Source organism: Mucilaginibacter sp. (assembly GCF_964263795.1).
Taxonomy (GTDB): Bacteria; Bacteroidota; Bacteroidia; order Sphingobacteriales; family Sphingobacteriaceae; genus Mucilaginibacter.
This window is the reverse complement of sequence record NZ_CAXVWK010000112.1, coordinates 49,454-64,857: the sequence shown is the minus strand read 5'-3', so window position 1 is coordinate 64,857 and position 15,404 is coordinate 49,454. Positions and strand designations below refer to the sequence as shown.

The 15,404-nt window shown below is 43.5% G+C and carries 17 protein-coding genes; 8 read left to right on the top strand and 9 right to left on the bottom strand.

Features of this window, described 5'->3' with window-relative positions; translation table 11 throughout:
* From ACE5CV_RS17965 to ACE5CV_RS17940, 6 genes are all read right to left on the bottom strand, one after another.
* Positions 1 to 2,330, bottom strand: a 2,330-nt coding sequence (locus tag ACE5CV_RS17965; RefSeq protein ID WP_374951578.1) for a SusC/RagA family TonB-linked outer membrane protein, incomplete at its 3' end; no start/stop codon positions are given.
* A 488-nt stretch (positions 2,331 to 2,818) separates the two neighbouring features.
* Positions 2,819 to 3,427 (bottom strand): 4'-phosphopantetheinyl transferase superfamily protein, encoded by a 609-nt coding sequence (locus tag ACE5CV_RS17960; RefSeq protein WP_374951577.1) that lies wholly within the window; start codon positions 3,425 to 3,427, stop codon positions 2,819 to 2,821.
* A complete protein-coding gene (locus ACE5CV_RS17955; RefSeq protein WP_374951576.1) occupies positions 3,424 to 3,681 on the bottom strand; it encodes an acyl carrier protein in 258 nt (85 codons plus the stop codon). The genes ACE5CV_RS17960 and ACE5CV_RS17955 overlap by 4 nt, the downstream gene beginning before the upstream one ends.
* A gap of 3 nt (positions 3,682 to 3,684) precedes the next feature.
* Positions 3,685 to 4,953: a beta-ketoacyl-[acyl-carrier-protein] synthase family protein gene (locus ACE5CV_RS17950; protein ID WP_374951575.1), complete on the bottom strand. Its 1,269-nt coding sequence runs from the start codon at positions 4,951 to 4,953 to the stop codon at positions 3,685 to 3,687.
* Positions 4,950 to 5,414 carry a 3-hydroxyacyl-ACP dehydratase FabZ family protein gene (locus tag ACE5CV_RS17945; protein WP_374951574.1) on the bottom strand — a complete coding sequence of 155 codons (465 nt, stop codon included), beginning with the start codon at positions 5,412 to 5,414 and terminating at the stop codon, positions 4,950 to 4,952. Before ACE5CV_RS17945 ends, ACE5CV_RS17950 begins: the two co-directional genes overlap by 4 nt.
* A 19-nt stretch (positions 5,415 to 5,433) precedes the next feature.
* Complete coding sequence (locus tag ACE5CV_RS17940) at positions 5,434 to 6,234, bottom strand: SDR family oxidoreductase (RefSeq protein WP_374951573.1); 801 nt, start codon at positions 6,232 to 6,234, stop codon at positions 5,434 to 5,436.
* 244 nt (positions 6,235 to 6,478) lie between these two features.
* On the opposite strand from ACE5CV_RS17940, the gene ACE5CV_RS17935 reads away from it, so the two are divergent.
* From ACE5CV_RS17935 to ACE5CV_RS17900, 8 genes are read left to right on the top strand one after another with little or no spacing between them, the layout of a single operon-like run.
* The gene (locus tag ACE5CV_RS17935) at positions 6,479 to 6,979 is read left to right on the top strand and encodes a hypothetical protein (protein WP_374951572.1); all 501 of its coding nucleotides are present in this window, start codon (positions 6,479 to 6,481) and stop codon (positions 6,977 to 6,979) included.
* Between the two features lie 11 nt (positions 6,980 to 6,990).
* Positions 6,991 to 7,893, top strand: coding sequence for a hypothetical protein (locus tag ACE5CV_RS17930; RefSeq protein ID WP_374951571.1), 903 nt, complete (start codon positions 6,991 to 6,993; stop codon positions 7,891 to 7,893).
* A 3-nt stretch (positions 7,894 to 7,896) separates the two neighbouring features.
* Positions 7,897 to 9,045 (top strand): beta-ketoacyl-ACP synthase III, encoded by a 1,149-nt coding sequence (locus tag ACE5CV_RS17925; RefSeq protein WP_374951570.1) that lies wholly within the window; start codon positions 7,897 to 7,899, stop codon positions 9,043 to 9,045.
* A 14-nt stretch (positions 9,046 to 9,059) separates the two neighbouring features.
* Complete coding sequence (locus ACE5CV_RS17920; RefSeq protein ID WP_374951569.1) at positions 9,060 to 9,467, top strand: hypothetical protein; 408 nt, start codon at positions 9,060 to 9,062, stop codon at positions 9,465 to 9,467.
* Complete coding sequence (locus tag ACE5CV_RS17915; protein WP_374951568.1) at positions 9,457 to 10,470, top strand: BtrH N-terminal domain-containing protein; 1,014 nt, start codon at positions 9,457 to 9,459, stop codon at positions 10,468 to 10,470. Before ACE5CV_RS17920 ends, ACE5CV_RS17915 begins: the two co-directional genes overlap by 11 nt.
* A complete protein-coding gene (locus tag ACE5CV_RS17910; protein ID WP_374951567.1) occupies positions 10,461 to 11,216 on the top strand; it encodes an ABC transporter ATP-binding protein in 756 nt (251 codons plus the stop codon). The genes ACE5CV_RS17915 and ACE5CV_RS17910 overlap by 10 nt, the downstream gene beginning before the upstream one ends.
* A complete protein-coding gene (locus ACE5CV_RS17905) occupies positions 11,216 to 12,493 on the top strand; it encodes an ABC transporter permease (RefSeq protein WP_374951566.1) in 1,278 nt (425 codons plus the stop codon). Before ACE5CV_RS17910 ends, ACE5CV_RS17905 begins: the two co-directional genes overlap by 1 nt.
* A complete protein-coding gene (locus ACE5CV_RS17900) occupies positions 12,493 to 12,756 on the top strand; it encodes a phosphopantetheine-binding protein (protein ID WP_374951565.1) in 264 nt (87 codons plus the stop codon). The genes ACE5CV_RS17905 and ACE5CV_RS17900 overlap by 1 nt, the downstream gene beginning before the upstream one ends.
* Here ACE5CV_RS17900 and ACE5CV_RS17895 read toward each other — a convergent pair whose 3' ends face one another.
* The 3 genes from ACE5CV_RS17895 to ACE5CV_RS17885 are packed head-to-tail and all read right to left on the bottom strand — an operon-like array spanning position 12,757 to position 15,394.
* Positions 12,757 to 13,131: a hypothetical protein gene (locus ACE5CV_RS17895; RefSeq protein ID WP_374951564.1), complete on the bottom strand. Its 375-nt coding sequence runs from the start codon at positions 13,129 to 13,131 to the stop codon at positions 12,757 to 12,759.
* Position 13,132: 1 nt separating this feature from the next.
* Entirely contained in the window at positions 13,133 to 14,188 is a 1,056-nt protein-coding gene (locus ACE5CV_RS17890; RefSeq protein WP_374951563.1) for a beta-ketoacyl synthase chain length factor, read from the bottom strand.
* Positions 14,189 to 15,394, bottom strand: coding sequence for a beta-ketoacyl-[acyl-carrier-protein] synthase family protein (locus tag ACE5CV_RS17885; protein ID WP_374951562.1), 1,206 nt, complete (start codon positions 15,392 to 15,394; stop codon positions 14,189 to 14,191).
* Positions 15,395 to 15,404 lie beyond the last annotated feature (10 nt).

Genomic DNA, 15,404 nt, shown 5'->3' with positions numbered 1-15,404 from the left:
CCACCAGGAATAATGTTTAATCCGTTAAGGCCCTGGATGGATAGCAACCGGCGCTCAACGATCATATCGGTTGTTTTGCGGCTGTAAACATCTATTGAACCACTAAGGCGGTTGTTAAGAATAGTGAAATCTAAACCGATGTTAGGGCCTGTCGTTTTTTCCCATGTAAGATCAGGGTTTTGCAGCGAACTGGCATATATAGCACTGTTATTGGTAACTACACCGGTACTACTCTGTGTAGGGTACTTTGGTGTACTTAATACAGCTAATGCCAGCGACGGATCGGCAGTACCGGTTGACAGACGGTTACCGTTAGAACCGTAGCTTAAACGTAACTTACCATAGTTTAGCCATTTAAAAAAGTCGCCTTTCATGAATGACTCATCACTAAACACCCATGCTAAAGCAGCTTGTGAATAAGTTTTACGCGGTGTTTTTAAACCAAACGGCGAGAAACCATCACGGCGTACGGACCCGGTAAGGATGTAACGACCTAATAAAGTGTAGTTTAACCTGCCCAGCAACGCATCGGCATTGTAAACGCGGTCATCACTGCTTTCGATTGGTAAGGTACCCGCGCCAATGTTATGATAGCCCAAAATATCGCTAGGGCTAAATTGTGAGTTGTTGGTACGGGTGTACCAGGTGTTGTATTTTTCTTTATTAAGCAGGAAGGTAGCATCAAAGTTATGTATGCCTATGGTTTTATTCCAGCTTAAAATATTATCGAGGTTATACCTGTAGCGGTTTTCCATAGAGCGGTAGGCCGTACCAGTAAGTCCGTTAACTGCTATCTCGTTAGGGTTTGCGCCCGGCCTGAAAAAGAAGTTGCGGTACGACTCGATCTGCGGTGAAAAGTTCATGGTGTATTTAAACCCAAAAGGCAGATCTACGCGTGCGAACAGGGTAGAAAACAAAACGTTCTGTATATAAACGTTATCATTATAGGCACTTCCCAAAAATGGATTGCGTTGATTTAAACCGCTATCATCTGTATCTATGCGGCGTAACGAGCCATCGGCATTGTAAACGTCGCCATAAGGTGATGAGTTGATGATTTGGCCCCAATCTGCCTCGTAATTATCTACAGCAGGGTTGCCGAACGGGTTGCTTGCAGCACTTTCGTCCCGGCTGGCAAACTGGGCGTTGATACCGATAGTTAAAAACTTGGCGGCTTTACCTTCCAGGTTCACCCTAAAACGGCCATCTGTATACTGTCCGCCCTGGATCAGGTTTTGATTTTTGGTGTAGTTACCAGACATGTAGTAGCTGAAATTATCCGAACGGCCCGATAAACTCGCGGTATAATCCTGGCGGTATCCGTTGCGGAAGATCAGTTTAGACCAATCCGTTACTTTATTGTTCTGATAATTTGCAATTTCATTATTAAACAAGCCCAGGCGCTGCAGCCAAATGGTTGTAGGGTCGCCGGTTGCGCCGTTCAAAAATTGGGGAAGCGTAATACCAGCAGGTAAATTGTTTGGGTTGCTGTAGTAGTAATAAGGATTGTTTGTGTTTGAACTCCGTTGGCCATCGGCACGCCAGTTCAAAAAGTCTTCGCCCGTGTAAAACTTTTGATTTTGCAATAGCTGGGCAATACCAAAGTTAGCATTCAAAGTTATTTGCGAAGGGCCTTTGCGGCCTTTTTTGGTAGTAATAGCAACCACACCACCCGCGGCATTAGCACCATAAACGGCTAAGGCAGCAGGGTCGCGCAGTACGTCTACCCTATCAATGTCGTTCGGGTTGATGTCCGCTAGTTGGCCTGGATAAATAACACCGTCCAATACTACCAGTGGATTGTAACTGCCCGATAATGAAGCGCGCCCACGCACCACAAGATCACCGGCACCTCCGCCCTTAGCAGATGTGTTTAACCCTACAGAGATTCCCGGCACGCTGCCCCGGATGATATCAGTTACGCTGGTCGGGTTATCATTTTCAAATTTATCGGCCTTTACACTTGTAATAGCGCCGGTAACATCTTTAACAGCACGTGTGCCGTAACCGATAACTACTACTTCCTGTAGTTCTTTTTTGTTATCAAGCAATACGATATTAATAATGGTTTGATTTTTGACATCAACCTCCTGCGATACGTAGCTCACGCTACTAAAAATAAGGGTGGCCGTTGCCGGGGCGTTAATGCTATAGCGGCCGTTTGCATCAGAAGATACGCCGTTTGGTGTCCCTTTAACCCTTACGGCAACTCCAGGTACAGTTTCGCCACGACTATCCCTTACTACACCCGATATGGTGCCGTTTTGCGCGAAGGAATACATGCAGGCGGTAATTAGAACAAGAATAAGTAGGGTAATTTTTTTTTTCATAATTTTTGGTTTGATCAATACATTAGGTTGTAAAAGGTAGCTGTGTCATAAACCTTGTTCATGAAATACAGCAGCAAAGCGCGTTACTTCTGTTATAGTCCGATAAGAAAATTATTTAGTGGGTATTACTAATTGGCAATTCAAAACAACCAAATAGTAGGCGATTACGCAAACGCAAAAGGTTCGTAAAACATTGATAATAAGAGATTTATTATATTTTTGATACGGTTAAAGAACATTTGTTGGACATATAATAGATTTATTTTACAGCTAACTATGTCTAAAACCATTCAAACCTTTATCGAAGCTGATACGCTTTAAGCACATTTAAAATCGGAGAGAAGTATTTACGATAACGTTTTCGGGATTGGACAGTATTTCACAACTTTTTTAGCCATGTTATAGGTAGAACGGTTAGCTGTAAAACAGACAGGTAAACTATAAACAAACTGGGGTGTACTTAGCCAAGATAGCTTATCGTAAAAAAATTATATGCAAAAGCTGTAAGCTATATAATTGCCGTGGTGTGAAAGCGATAACGGATATGACAAGCCAGAACTTTCAGATCTAAGCACAGGTATGCCGTCGGGGGTTTTTAGGATTTTGAAATCGTCTTCTGGAAACAAAGTTGCTATTTGGTCAAGACAAAACGCACGAACTGATGAAGATTGATCCGCTAATGTTGATGTAGCGATTCGCTTTTCAGCCCGATATGGGGTAGTATTTTCTGTAGATAGATCTATAACTGTATGAACAAAGTCATTGTTCAGCACCGAATGGAACCCAAACTTAATATTGGTATATGTAACGCTCCCTATCCAACCGTCTGCCTTCGTTGGAGCGATTATGTTGTCAACAATAAACCTCGAAGGGGAAAAAACCAATAACGGATTGTGGCGTTGGAGAAACTTAAAAGCAGCCTCTTTCGCTGACCATAGCAGCCAAACATAATGCTCAAAAAGCATGGCACCAGTTGGGAGTAAATGATAACGCTTTACCTCGGCATCGGTAAGGAATTTTTTATAAAAAGCCGGCTGTTTTGTTCTTACAGGGTTGGTTTCAGCAAAAGATACAATATCATTGCCGGCACTTATCATTGTTTTTCTTTAAGCTTTTCGCTTATTACATCTAGACAGTTACCCACGTTAACCATTTTATCTGCCGAGTCGTAGTCTATTTCAATATCGTATTTAGCTTCGGCATCGATAATTATATCAACCAGGTTAGCTGAATTGATCTTCAGGTCCTTTATCAGATCGGTATTATCATCAATGCTTTGCAGCGTTTCTTTATCAGTAGTATAAGGTGCAATAACCTTCTTCAATTCACTTAAAATTTCTTCTCTCGTCATTTCTTACTTGTATTTACTTAGTATTAAACAGGAGTTTACATCTCCAAAACCAAAATTTGCTTTTGCTACAATGTTAACTTCTTTTTTTATCATTTTAACTGGTAAACGTTCTAAACTTACCAAATTTGCAATTTCCGGGTTCGGATCATCCAGATTAATGTTAGGATGCACAAAATCATGCACGATCTGGAGAACCGATGCAACCGCCTCTATAGACCCTGCCGCGCTTAAAGAATGGCCGATCATCGATTTTAAGGAATTGGTGAGCGGGAAATCGTCCCCTGCCCTGCCTAAAGCTTCGGTCCAGTTTAAAATCTCCTGCCTGTCGGCATTGGTGGCCGTTAAGTGGCCGCTCACCAAATCGATCTCAGCGGAAGTTATGCCTGCGCTTTGCATCGCTTCGGCAATACATCTTTTAACACCTGTTGAGTTGGCTGCTGTCATTGTTCCGCCTTGTCGTTGGCCGCCGGAATTGCTCGACCCGCCAAGTACTTCGGCGTAGATCCGCGCACCACGTGCCAGTGCAAAGTCCAGATCCTCTAACACCAATGCTCCTGCGCCAGAGCCGGGTACAAAACCACCGGCCGTAATGCTCATCGGCCTCGAAGCCTTTTCAGGCGCATTGTTAAACTTACGGGATAAAACCCGCATACTGTCGAATGCACCATAAACATAGGTATCAACATGCTCTGCGCTGCCTACCAGCATCCGCTCTGCGTAACCGTGTTTAATATATTCGTAACCCATTAAAATTGCCTGGGTGCCTGTAGCACAAGCTGCCGAGTTAGTAATGACCTTATTAGCGAGGCCCAATCTACCCGATATGTAGGAGGTAACACCACTGTTCATGGCCTGCTCTACCACGCGCGAGCCCAATTTGCGGGCCTCTTTGTTATCAACCTTGCTGATCACATTTTTCATGGCCTCGGTATCGGCAATACTATTTCCAAATACACAACCGGTTTCCCACCGTGGTTCTTCAGTTTCATACCCCATGCCAGAGTCGGCCCAGGCATCCAGCGCTGCAACAAGGCCGTAACCAATATTAGTGCCTTTTAAGCCATGAAAAGTAACCTCAGTTATATAATTTTTTAAAATTTCCCAATCAAACGCGGGCATACCTGCCACCTGGCAGCTAAAGTTAAGTTCTTTATAGTGCGGAATAAACTTAATGCCTGATACACCATTTTGAATAGCCTCCAAAAAAGCAGGTACACCCACACCATTTGGCGATACAACCCCTAAGCCGGTTATAACTACTCGTTTGCTCATTTTTTGATCGCTATCTTTTTAATTATGCCCGAAAACATGCCTTTGGCAACCAATTGGTTATCGCTATCAAGCATCTCAACGTAACACTTTAATTTGCCAAACCTAAAATATTGCTTTTTAGATACCACCGTAACTTTTTGCCCAGGTAACACCATCTTGTAAAATGATACATCTGTTGATGTAAGCAATGGAAAAAGCGAATCGTCCTCGTTGTTAAAGGTATGGTCGGCTTCTTTCATGATCAGAAAGATCCCTAACACCACCAGCCCTATCTGTGCCATTATCTCGGTGATGATCACCCCCGGTGTAACCGGATTATCTTCAAAGTGGTCCTCATAAAAAAACGAGTCTGGCTTTAACGTATATTCTCCCTTTACCTCATTCTCATTTAACGAGCTAATGTTATCCACGAAACGGAAAGACGATTTATATGGAAGATGGTTTAATATAAGATTACTCATGCACGCACTTTAAGTATAATTATTTGCAATGTTCGCCCCCGTCAACATGTATCAGCGATCCGTTTATCCAAAACGCCTCGTTGGTAGAAAGCAGGTAAATAACGTTGGCAACATCGGCCGGAGTGGTCATCCGCCCCATTGGGTTTCGTTCTATACCAGTTTCAATCAGCTTATCACTTCCAGGAATCATTTTAAGGGCTGGTGTTGCTGTAACGCCTGCCTGTATGATATTGGTTTTTAAACCAATCGGACTAAATTCTACCGCCATATATCTTGCCAGGCTTTCTAACGATGCTTTTGCAATTGCAATGGCGGCGTAGCTATCCCAATACTTATGGGCGCCCTCGCTGGTAAGGCCAACTATACGGCCATCAGCATTAAATAATTGGTTAGCTATAAGCAGACGTGTCCAGTCGAGCAAGCTATTGGCCATTGCGTAACTGGTGAGCTGGATGTCTTCGGCAGATAACTGTTGATTTTCGTCGTTAGTGTTTAACGGTTTTAAATTCCCGCGGGCAATACTGTGCAAGAGCAATTTAACCGACCCGGAAGCCGCCACTAACTTGAACTTTTCCAGAAATGATTGCCTTCCTGCTGCTTCAAGGGCATTAATATTGAAAGGTAAAATGTTAACGTTGTGCCGGCCTGCAATGTCGGTGAGTTTAATTTGCAACGCCTTTTCAGCTCCGGCCATTTCCCGGTAAAGCAGCGCAATGTTCATGCCGTGGCTGGCCAGCTTTTGCACAGCAGCAAAACCAAATCCGCTGGATCCGCCTAACACCACTGCCCATAAACCTTTAAATTGTAAATTTATATCCATCCAAGCATTTTTAAACCTTTTACGCCAAAGCCTGTCCTTTATATGTTATAAGTTTAATTATACCGGCGCTTAACAATTATTGCAACCCCAAATTAAGTGAAAGTATATGGAATTTACGGCAACAAATGCACATTTTATACAATTTTAAACCGTATTTGTTGCGACAAGAACATTATCATTGCGGATTATTAGGTTACAAAAAATACTATTGCCGCTAAAAATTTATTAATTAAGTTTGGTCTTCATGAAAAATGTATCTGCCTTTAAATACTTTGTGGTTTTAGCCCTGATTGTAACATCCGGCTTTTTTAGCCCGGCGCACGCGCAGCAAAAATTTGATAAAGCAGAATTTTATAGCACAATGGCTAAAGGTGATCTTACTGCGATAGAAAGCCAGATTGAGGTTATAAAAACATCCCCGCAAGGTAATAAAGAAGGTTACGAAGGTGCCTTGCTGATGCGTAAGGCCGGTTTGGTCAAAGGTGCTAAAAAGAAACTAGGGTTTTTTAAAGAAGGCCGCATTAAGCTGGAAACGGCAATCTTAGCCAGTCCGGACAATACCGAGTTGCGGTTTTTGCGTTTGGCCATTGAAGAGAACGCCCCTAAAATTGTTAAGTATCGTAAGGATATTGAGCAGGATAAATTGTTTATTCAAAAGAATTTTAAAAGCCAGCCACAGGCGGTTCAACACGCAATTATGGACTACACCAAAAAATCCAGGGTGTTGCATGCCGAAGATTTATAAATTTGCACCGGATGAACAAAAAAGTTTTAGCGATATACTACACACAATCCGGCCAGATGACCGAGATCATCGAAGCCTTTACAGCGCCATTAATTGCAGGCGGCGCGTCTGTAGAGATCGTGACACTGAAACCGTTAGAAAATTATGATTTTCCATGGACGGGTCAACGCTTTTTTTCTGTTATGCCCGATTGTGTACTAAGTGTTCCCCGCCCCTTTGAACCGTTGAGCCTTAAAGAAGACAGGTACGATCTGATCATTTTAGGATGGCAGCCGTGGTTTTTGTCGCCAAGCATTCCAAGCAGTTCTTTATTACAAAGCGAGCAATTTAAAGCTATTTTGAAGGACACACCTGTAATTACCATCAGCGCTGCCCGTAACATGTGGCTTAATGCTTTTGTACGGGTAAAAAAACTGCTTACAGATGCGGGAGGCCGGTTAGTTGGTAATGTAGCACTGGTAGACAGGCACCCCAACGTGGTAAGCTTTATCACCATTTTTTACTGGATGTTATCGGGTAAGAAAGAACGGTACTTGAACATTTTTCCTAAACCCGGTATTGACGAAAAAGACATACTGAATACTGGAACGTTTGGCGAAACCGTTAGCAAGTACCTTACCGCCGGCGATTTTACCAATTTGCAGGATGAACTGATTAAACAAAAAGCAGTAGAAATTAATTATACGCTGATGTTTACTGAAGCCAGGGCAAAACCCATTTTTGCAGTATGGGCCAAAATCATTTCCAAACGTAAAAACCAGGTGCCATGGCTTAGCGCTTTTAAATATTATTTATTTATCGCGTTATTTTTAGGTGCTCCCATTTTAATCCTTTTAGATGCTATACTGTTAAAGCCATTTTCGGCTAAGAAGATCCAAAGAAAAAAATTAAGCTATTTACAAGTAACTACATAATTCATGTCCGATACAAAAGTTTATATCAACCATACTGCGGCCTATTTCCCGAATGAACCGGTTTCTAACGATGAGATGGAACAATATTTAGGGTATATTGATAACAAACCTTCAAAATCTAAAAAAATAGTCCTTCGTAATAACGGTATTCAAAACAGATATTATGCGTTGGATAAGGCTCATAAATCTACCCACACTAATGCTCAAATGACTGCGCTTGCCGTGCGGGAATTGTTTGATAACGATAAAGAGCGCTTAAAAGAGATCGAACTGCTATCATGCGGCACCTCATGTCCAGATCAGATGATGCCTAGTCACGGGGTAATGACACATGGTTGGTTGCCTGAGGCAGGCGGGATAGAGGTGGTATCTCCATCCGGTGTTTGCTGCGCGGGCATGCACGCTCTAAAATACGCTTTCCTGGCTATTAAATCGGGTGAGGTGAAAACAGCGGTAGCCACCGGATCTGAAAGGTTCTCGGGTTTACTTGTTTCTGAAGTTTTTGAAGAGGAAGCACAAAATCTTAAAGCGATGGAAGAAAATCCGTACATCGCATTTTCAAAGGACTTTTTACGTTGGATGCTTTCTGATGGTGCTTCTGCATTTCTAATGACTGACAAGCCGAACGAGAACGGTATATCGTTACGCCTGGACTGGATTGAAGGGGTATCTTACGCCAATGAGATGGATACCTGTATGTACATGGGCGGCGAAAAACAGCCGGATGGTTCTCTGAAAGGTTTTATGGATTATACCCCGGAAGAGATCATGACCAAATCCATATTCAGTGTAAAACAGGATATTGGTTTACTAAGCGACAATATTGTACCCTTGGGTGGCAAAAAAATCAAAGAGATCTTCGAGAAAAAAGGGTTGACCGTTAACGATATCGATTATTTTTTACCTCATATATCAAGCAACTTTTTCAAGAGCAAGATCTATGATATGATCCAGGAGTATGGCGGTGGCATCCCTTACGAGAAATGGTTTATCAACCTTTACACTGTGGGCAACGTTGGTGCGGCGTCGGTTTACCTGATGATAGACGAACTGTTTAAAAGCGGCCGTTTAAAAAAAGGAGAAAAGATTTTGCTGCTGGTGCCAGAGAGTGCCCGTTTTTCATATATGTATGCAATGCTTACCGTTTGCTAATGGTTTACTAAGCCATGAAAAAAGAGGAGATTCCGCAAGATTTAAGTGCGTTGGGTAAAATCACCAAAGAGATTTGTTACGCAACGGATACCGAGGGCAACTATCAAACCGGCCTGAGCAGCGGCTGGAATGTTAAGATAGATGCACTTGATCTTGCCTGGGCCGATATTAAAAAACGAATTGAAACAGCAAGGCAAAAAGTGCTTGACCATCAGGCCAGCCCGGTATACTTTTTTATGGAATACCGTTTAATGGACCTGAGCATTTTGGCCGACTATACCGGCTTTTGGCAGTGGCAAATAAAACGCCATTTAAAGCCTAACGTATTCAATAATCTGTCCGATAAAAATTTACAAAAATACGCCGAGGCGTTTAACATAACTATTGAAGATCTTAAAACGATGACGGTTCATGAAGACTGACTTTGAACACCGTCAGGCAGCCCATTGCGAATCGGGCGTTACAAGCAACTTGCTCCGAAAAATGTCGGACGGTAAAATAACCGAACCATTGGCATTTGGCATTGGTGCTGGTTTGTTTTTTGCCAATATCCCGCTCATAAAGATCAACAATGGTCCGGCTATCGCTTTCCGTACACTTCCGGGACATATATTTAGCCGTACCTGCAAATCTTTAAATATCCCGATAGTTAAAAAGCGTTTCTGGTCTAAAGAAAGCGCCGAAAAGTTTTTACGGGAGCAATTAGAAAAGGGCACACCGGTAGGTTGCCAGGTAGGTGTTTATTACCTGCCCTATTTCCCCAAAGAATATCGGTTTCATTTTAACGGGCACAATTTAGTGGTGTATGGTCACGATAAAGACAAATACCTGGTTAGCGACCCTATTATGCAGGATGCTACCACTCTCGGCAGCTATGAACTGGAAAGGGTGCGTTTTGCCAAAGGTGCCCTGGCGCCAAACGGCCAGATATACTTTCCAAAAACAGATACAGCCATTACAAATGAGCAGATAAAACAAGCTATTAAATCGGGCATTAAAAAGAACGTTTACAATATGCTGAGCATCCCAGGCTATTTTGCCGGAGTTGCGGGTATTGCACATACTGGCCATCAGATCAAGAAATGGCTGAATAAACTCGGATTAAAAAAAGCCGGACTTTACCTGGCACAACTGGTTAGGATGCAGGAAGAAATTGGTACCGGTGGTGGTGGTTTCAGATATATTTACGCCGCTTTCTTACAAGAGGCAGACGCTTATTGGCCCGGCAAAGGCCTGGCCGCGATTTCAACCACTTTTACCCAGGCCGGTGATATGTGGCGAACGGCAGCTGTGCAGGCTGCGGGTATCTTTAAAGGCCGGTTAACCACTCAACAGGACTTTGACAAAATGGGCGATTACCTGATAGCCATTGCCGATGTAGAAAAAAAAGCGTTTGAAACCTTAAAAAAAACAAAATGGGATTAACGCCGGAAGTTGCAATAGATGTTAAGGGCATAGGTTTCCGTTATCCGGGTAACCCGGATGTATCGTTTAACGGGCTTAACCTGCAAGTTAATAAAGGTGATCGTTTTGGTTTATTTGGGCCTAACGGTGCCGGTAAAACCACTTTAATAAGTTTAATGACAGGCCTGTTAACTGCTGATGAAGGCACCATTGAACTTTTAGGGCAAAATATTAATGGAAGCAAAGGCGCTGTAAATAAATTATTCGGATTTATACCGCAGGATTTTTCTTTTTACCATGAACTGAGCCCGGTAGAAAATCTGGAGTTTTTTGGCGCGTGGAGCGGGCTGGATAAAATAGCTATTAAACACCGTACAGATGAGTTACTTACCATTCTGGGGCTTAATCATGTACGTAATAAGCAAGTTGAAAAATTCTCCGGCGGTATGAAGCGCAGGGTCAATCTGGCTATCGGGGTAATTCATAATCCGCCTATATTATTTTTAGATGAGCCTACGGTTGGCGTAGATGTACAAACCGGCCGCGCTATAATTGATTACCTTTTAGCTCTAAATAAAACCGGCACCACGCTGGTTTATACTTCTCATCAACTGAATGAGGCGGAAGACCTTTGCAAAGAAGTAGCTTTAATAGATGGCGGCCAGATCATTGCGCGGGACAGCCTGGAGCACTTACTTAAAACCCATAACCATAAAAACCTGGAACAAATGTTCCTGAGCTTAACGGGAAAGGAATACAGGAACTGATGTTTAAGTTAGGAGCAACAATTGTAAAAGACATAAGGATACTACTGCGCGATAAGGTAGGTATATCGCTAATGTTTATTATGCCTATTATCTTGGTGGTAGTGGTAACCAGCATCCAGAACAGCACCTTTCAGTTAGTTAACAAAAACAAGTTATCGATCATCATCAGCAATAGTGATACCGGCCAAACCAGCAAACAACTTATCAAAGCGATAGATAAAATAGGCATGTTTAAGTCGGCACAGGTAACCGGCAACCAAACAGAGCAGCAAATTGCCGAAGCTATGCATGAGCGCGATGCTATGCTCGGTGTAATCATCCCTAAGAATTTCTCGACAAAAGTGTCGCTTAAATCAAAAAGTGTTGCCGGCAAAGCCCTGACAAGTTTTGGCCTTGAGGGTGATACAGTTACGAACGTTGGCGACATTGACCCGCTTACGGTTTATTATAATCCGGTACTGCAGGAAAATATCCGCCTTTCTATACAAGGGGCCTTGCGCAGTGCATTACAATTGGTTGAAAGCCGCGAAACTTTGCGCAGCCTGTACTATTCAATCAACGAAAAGGAGTTGCCCGAAAAGCTGGAGAACGAAATGCTGAACAATAAAACAGCGATTAATGAAATCCCTGTATCTAAAGACGGCACACGCACTACCCCTAATGCTACCCAGCACAATGTACCTGCCTGGACTATCTTTGCTATGTTTTTTATCATTATGTCGCTGGGCGGCAGTGTTGTGCGCGAAAAAGTGAGCGGCAGCTTTATCCGACTGAAAACGTTGCCTACCAACTACCTGATAGGCATGGCATCTAAGCAGATCACTTACCTTGCAGTAACCATGCTGCAGGCTGCTGTGATATTTTCTATCGGTATCTGGCTGTTCCCATTTGTAGGGCTGCCGGCGTTAAACCTGCCATCAGATATGGGGGCGCTGGTACTGGTAACGTTGGTTTGCGGCTGGTGCGCGGTAAGCTATGCCATGTGCGTAGGCGTATTTGCACAAACCCAAGAACAGGCAAACGGTTTCGGTGCTGTATCTATAGTGATACTGGCCTGTATTGGCGGCCTGATGGTACCCAGCTTTGCCATGCAGGGCTTTTTTAAATCGGCGGCAAATATATCGCCTATGCATTGGTGCCTGCAAGCCTATTACTCGCTTTTTTTAGAAGGCGGAAAACTTAAAGACGTAGTAAACAATATCCTACTTTTATTTATTATTACCCTACTGCTCCAGGTACTGACCTTTGTGGGCTTAAAAAGAAAGAACTTAATCTAATGGAAACTACCGAACTTAAAGAACAATTAAAGCGCCAAATCATACAGTTTTTAAACCTGACCGATTTGACCCCTGCAGATATTAGCGATAACGAGCCATTATTTGGCGATGGTTTAGGGCTGGATTCCATCGATTCTCTTGAACTAATTGTTTTACTGAAGAAAGAATACGGGATTGATATCAAAGACCCGAGAGAAGGCCGTAAAGTGCTTGTAGACGTGGCTACCATTGCCGATTATATTCAGGCTAACGGCGCCAAATAATTATATCTCTTCAAAAACTGCCTGCAGCTTAAAGCAGGCGGTTTCTCCATTTATAATACTTGCGGTAACATTAACTAAGCCAGCTTCGGCAACCTTGTGTTGAATGGTTAACTTTAGCAATTCAGCGCTGTCTGGTATTATCATCTGCATAAATTTAACGTTTGAGGTTAGTTTGAGCCGGATGCCGGTTGCTAAAGCGTCGCCTAAAACGTTCTTGACCAGTGCCAGCATGCAGGCACCCGGTACAACCGGCTGGCCGGGAAAGTGTCCGCTTAATATCGGGTGATCGCCATTTACTTTTAAATCTGCGATGATTCTTCCGTCACTATGTACCTGGTTTGCTATTACAAAGATTTCGGTGTTTGCTGTGTTCATATCAAACAGCCTTTAACAGCATTAACGAATGGTAGTTACCCTGGTAATGATTATAGTAAAGAATGGTTCCCGGAGGGGTGGTAACAGTTTCGTTTTGCAGGAGGACCGTTGGAACGGTTTGCCTTTTTAAAACGTTCGCCGCCAGCCATAAAGCAAATGACGACGAAGTAGGATATTCGCCGCATAGGTGCTTGTAATTGGCTATCGTGCTATCCTTAAATAAGCCGGATTCCAGATCGGTGTAGTAGCTGTCATTTCTGATATCACCGTTTTTGCCGGTCAAAACCATGTCGACGGCACCAATCTCCATCGAGTTGTAGTGGAGGAAATCTGTTATAGACTTACTGATATCGGCTGGCTTAAAAAGCGTTTTAGTGGCTACCAGTTGAGCCATATTATCTGCCGACTCAACGGTACTCACCAGACGGAAAGCGGCACCTTCTCCCCCGATTGTGCCCTTAGATGTGGTGTTGTATAATTGCAGGTTAGACACCGGCACGCGGCGATAAAGCCCCAAACGCGTTAATACTACGAAGCTGGTATCAACCATTTCTTCGGTCCCGCCAACCAGCACAGTATCCGTTTCCTGTTCTTTCAGCAACATCACTGCATCAAATAATGCACTCTCAAATGACATTCCTTTGTGTACAAATGTACTGTTGTAGTTATGGCATTTAATCATGAGCGCTATTTGCGCCGCAACTGTATTGTGGGTAGATTGTATGAATGCCGTTGGCGGAAGCAGTTCTTCCTGGTATTCAACAATCCTTGTTAGAAAAGTAATGGTATCCTCCATGCAACCGAACGCCGTACCGGTAATAATGGCGCCAGGCATTTCAATTCCGGCATTGTTGAGACATTCCTTTGCAGCCGCGACGCCCATTTTTATAACATGGCTCATCCTGCGAATCTGTTTTGGATCGATATAGTTTTTATAGTCGGGTTCAATAACCGGCAGCCGGTTGCCGCTGTATTCAACAATATCTTCTAAAAAAGCTTCAGAACCAATGGAGTGCTGAGCAGAAACGCTTGCTGACGAACGGATATAGATGTTCATTTAAACCTCCGAAAATATTAAAGATGTACAATTACCGCCAAAGCCAAAAGAATTTGACATTACATGTTTTACAGGTTGATCGGCTAAGTAATGTGTCTCTGGCTCAAACGGCAGTTCGTTCATCCGCGTTTGAAACCGAAGGTTGGGATAGATAATTTTATGTTTAATGGCCAATGCCGAAAACACCGCCTCGACACCGCCGCTTGCACCAAGTGTATGCCCGGTAAATGATTTAGTAGAACTCATGGGCGGATAATGCGGATCGAACACGCGTTTTACAGCGGTGCCCTCGGCGCTATCATTATTGGGTGTGCCAGTGCCATGCAAGTTGATGTAGCTGATATCAGCAGGTTTCAAGCCGCTTTTTTTAAGTGCGCCCTGCATAGCGAGATATGACCCGGTCCCATCCGGCGATGATGCCGTTTGATGAAACGCATCGTTACTGTTGTTGTATCCGCTTAACGTACAGTAGGCAGGTTTAGTAAGCGTTTTTGCAACCTTATCAGATACCAGCACGAGGTAACCCGCTCCCTCCCCTAAATTTAACCCTTTGCGGTTTTGGTCAAAAGGCTTACAGAAAGCCTCATCCAGTATCATCAGGGTGTTAAAGCCGTTAAGGGTAAACTTGGTAAGCGAATCGGCACCGCCGGCAATTACTACATCAACCACGTCGTTCCTGAGCAACCGCGCGCCGTAAAAAATAGCGTTTGCAGATGATGAGCACGCCGTGCTTATTGTAGTCACAAATTCAGTAATACCCAGCTTATCAGCCACAATCTCTGTCATGCTGCCGCACTCGTGGTCGTAAACGTCCTTAAGCTTACCTTTACTGTTATCCTGTAAAAATTGTACAAAGAAGTCTTCGCTGCGGTCCATACCACCTACTGTGTTGGCAGATACCAACCCAACGCGCAAGCTGTCTAAATTGGGGATAGCGGCATCGGCAATAGCTTCTTTGGCAGCGGCAAGGCTAAGCAGGGCTGTACGGCTGTTATGCTCGGTAAGGCCTGTGAGGGCAATCAACTCCTTATTGGTTAGCTTTACTTCTGCAACAGGTAACTTGCCTTTATGCACCGTATCTACCAGTGTGATACCAGCCATCCCGGCGCGCTTATTCTTAAAAGCGTCCAGGTGATCCGGCACATTATTCCCTATGGCGGTTATAACGCCCAAGCCTGCTATATAAACTGTTGAATTCGTACTCAAGTTTAAAAAG

Coding starts and splice junctions, on each gene's coding strand:
- ACE5CV_RS17960 (WP_374951577.1), bottom strand. CDS start 3,427: ATGATAAGTGCCGGCAATGATATTGTATCTTTTGCTGAAACCAACCCT.
- ACE5CV_RS17955 (WP_374951576.1), bottom strand. CDS start 3,681: ATGACGAGAGAAGAAATTTTAAGTGAATTGAAGAAGGTTATTGCACCT.
- ACE5CV_RS17950 (WP_374951575.1), bottom strand. CDS start 4,953: ATGAGCAAACGAGTAGTTATAACCGGCTTAGGGGTTGTATCGCCAAAT.
- ACE5CV_RS17945 (WP_374951574.1), bottom strand. CDS start 5,414: ATGAGTAATCTTATATTAAACCATCTTCCATATAAATCGTCTTTCCGT.
- ACE5CV_RS17940 (WP_374951573.1), bottom strand. CDS start 6,234: ATGGATATAAATTTACAATTTAAAGGTTTATGGGCAGTGGTGTTAGGC.
- ACE5CV_RS17935 (WP_374951572.1), top strand. CDS start 6,479: ATGAAAAATGTATCTGCCTTTAAATACTTTGTGGTTTTAGCCCTGATT.
- ACE5CV_RS17930 (WP_374951571.1), top strand. CDS start 6,991: ATGAACAAAAAAGTTTTAGCGATATACTACACACAATCCGGCCAGATG.
- ACE5CV_RS17925 (WP_374951570.1), top strand. CDS start 7,897: ATGTCCGATACAAAAGTTTATATCAACCATACTGCGGCCTATTTCCCG.
- ACE5CV_RS17920 (WP_374951569.1), top strand. CDS start 9,060: ATGAAAAAAGAGGAGATTCCGCAAGATTTAAGTGCGTTGGGTAAAATC.
- ACE5CV_RS17915 (WP_374951568.1), top strand. CDS start 9,457: ATGAAGACTGACTTTGAACACCGTCAGGCAGCCCATTGCGAATCGGGC.
- ACE5CV_RS17910 (WP_374951567.1), top strand. CDS start 10,461: ATGGGATTAACGCCGGAAGTTGCAATAGATGTTAAGGGCATAGGTTTC.
- ACE5CV_RS17905 (WP_374951566.1), top strand. CDS start 11,216: ATGTTTAAGTTAGGAGCAACAATTGTAAAAGACATAAGGATACTACTG.
- ACE5CV_RS17900 (WP_374951565.1), top strand. CDS start 12,493: ATGGAAACTACCGAACTTAAAGAACAATTAAAGCGCCAAATCATACAG.
- ACE5CV_RS17895 (WP_374951564.1), bottom strand. CDS start 13,131: ATGAACACAGCAAACACCGAAATCTTTGTAATAGCAAACCAGGTACAT.
- ACE5CV_RS17890 (WP_374951563.1), bottom strand. CDS start 14,188: ATGAACATCTATATCCGTTCGTCAGCAAGCGTTTCTGCTCAGCACTCC.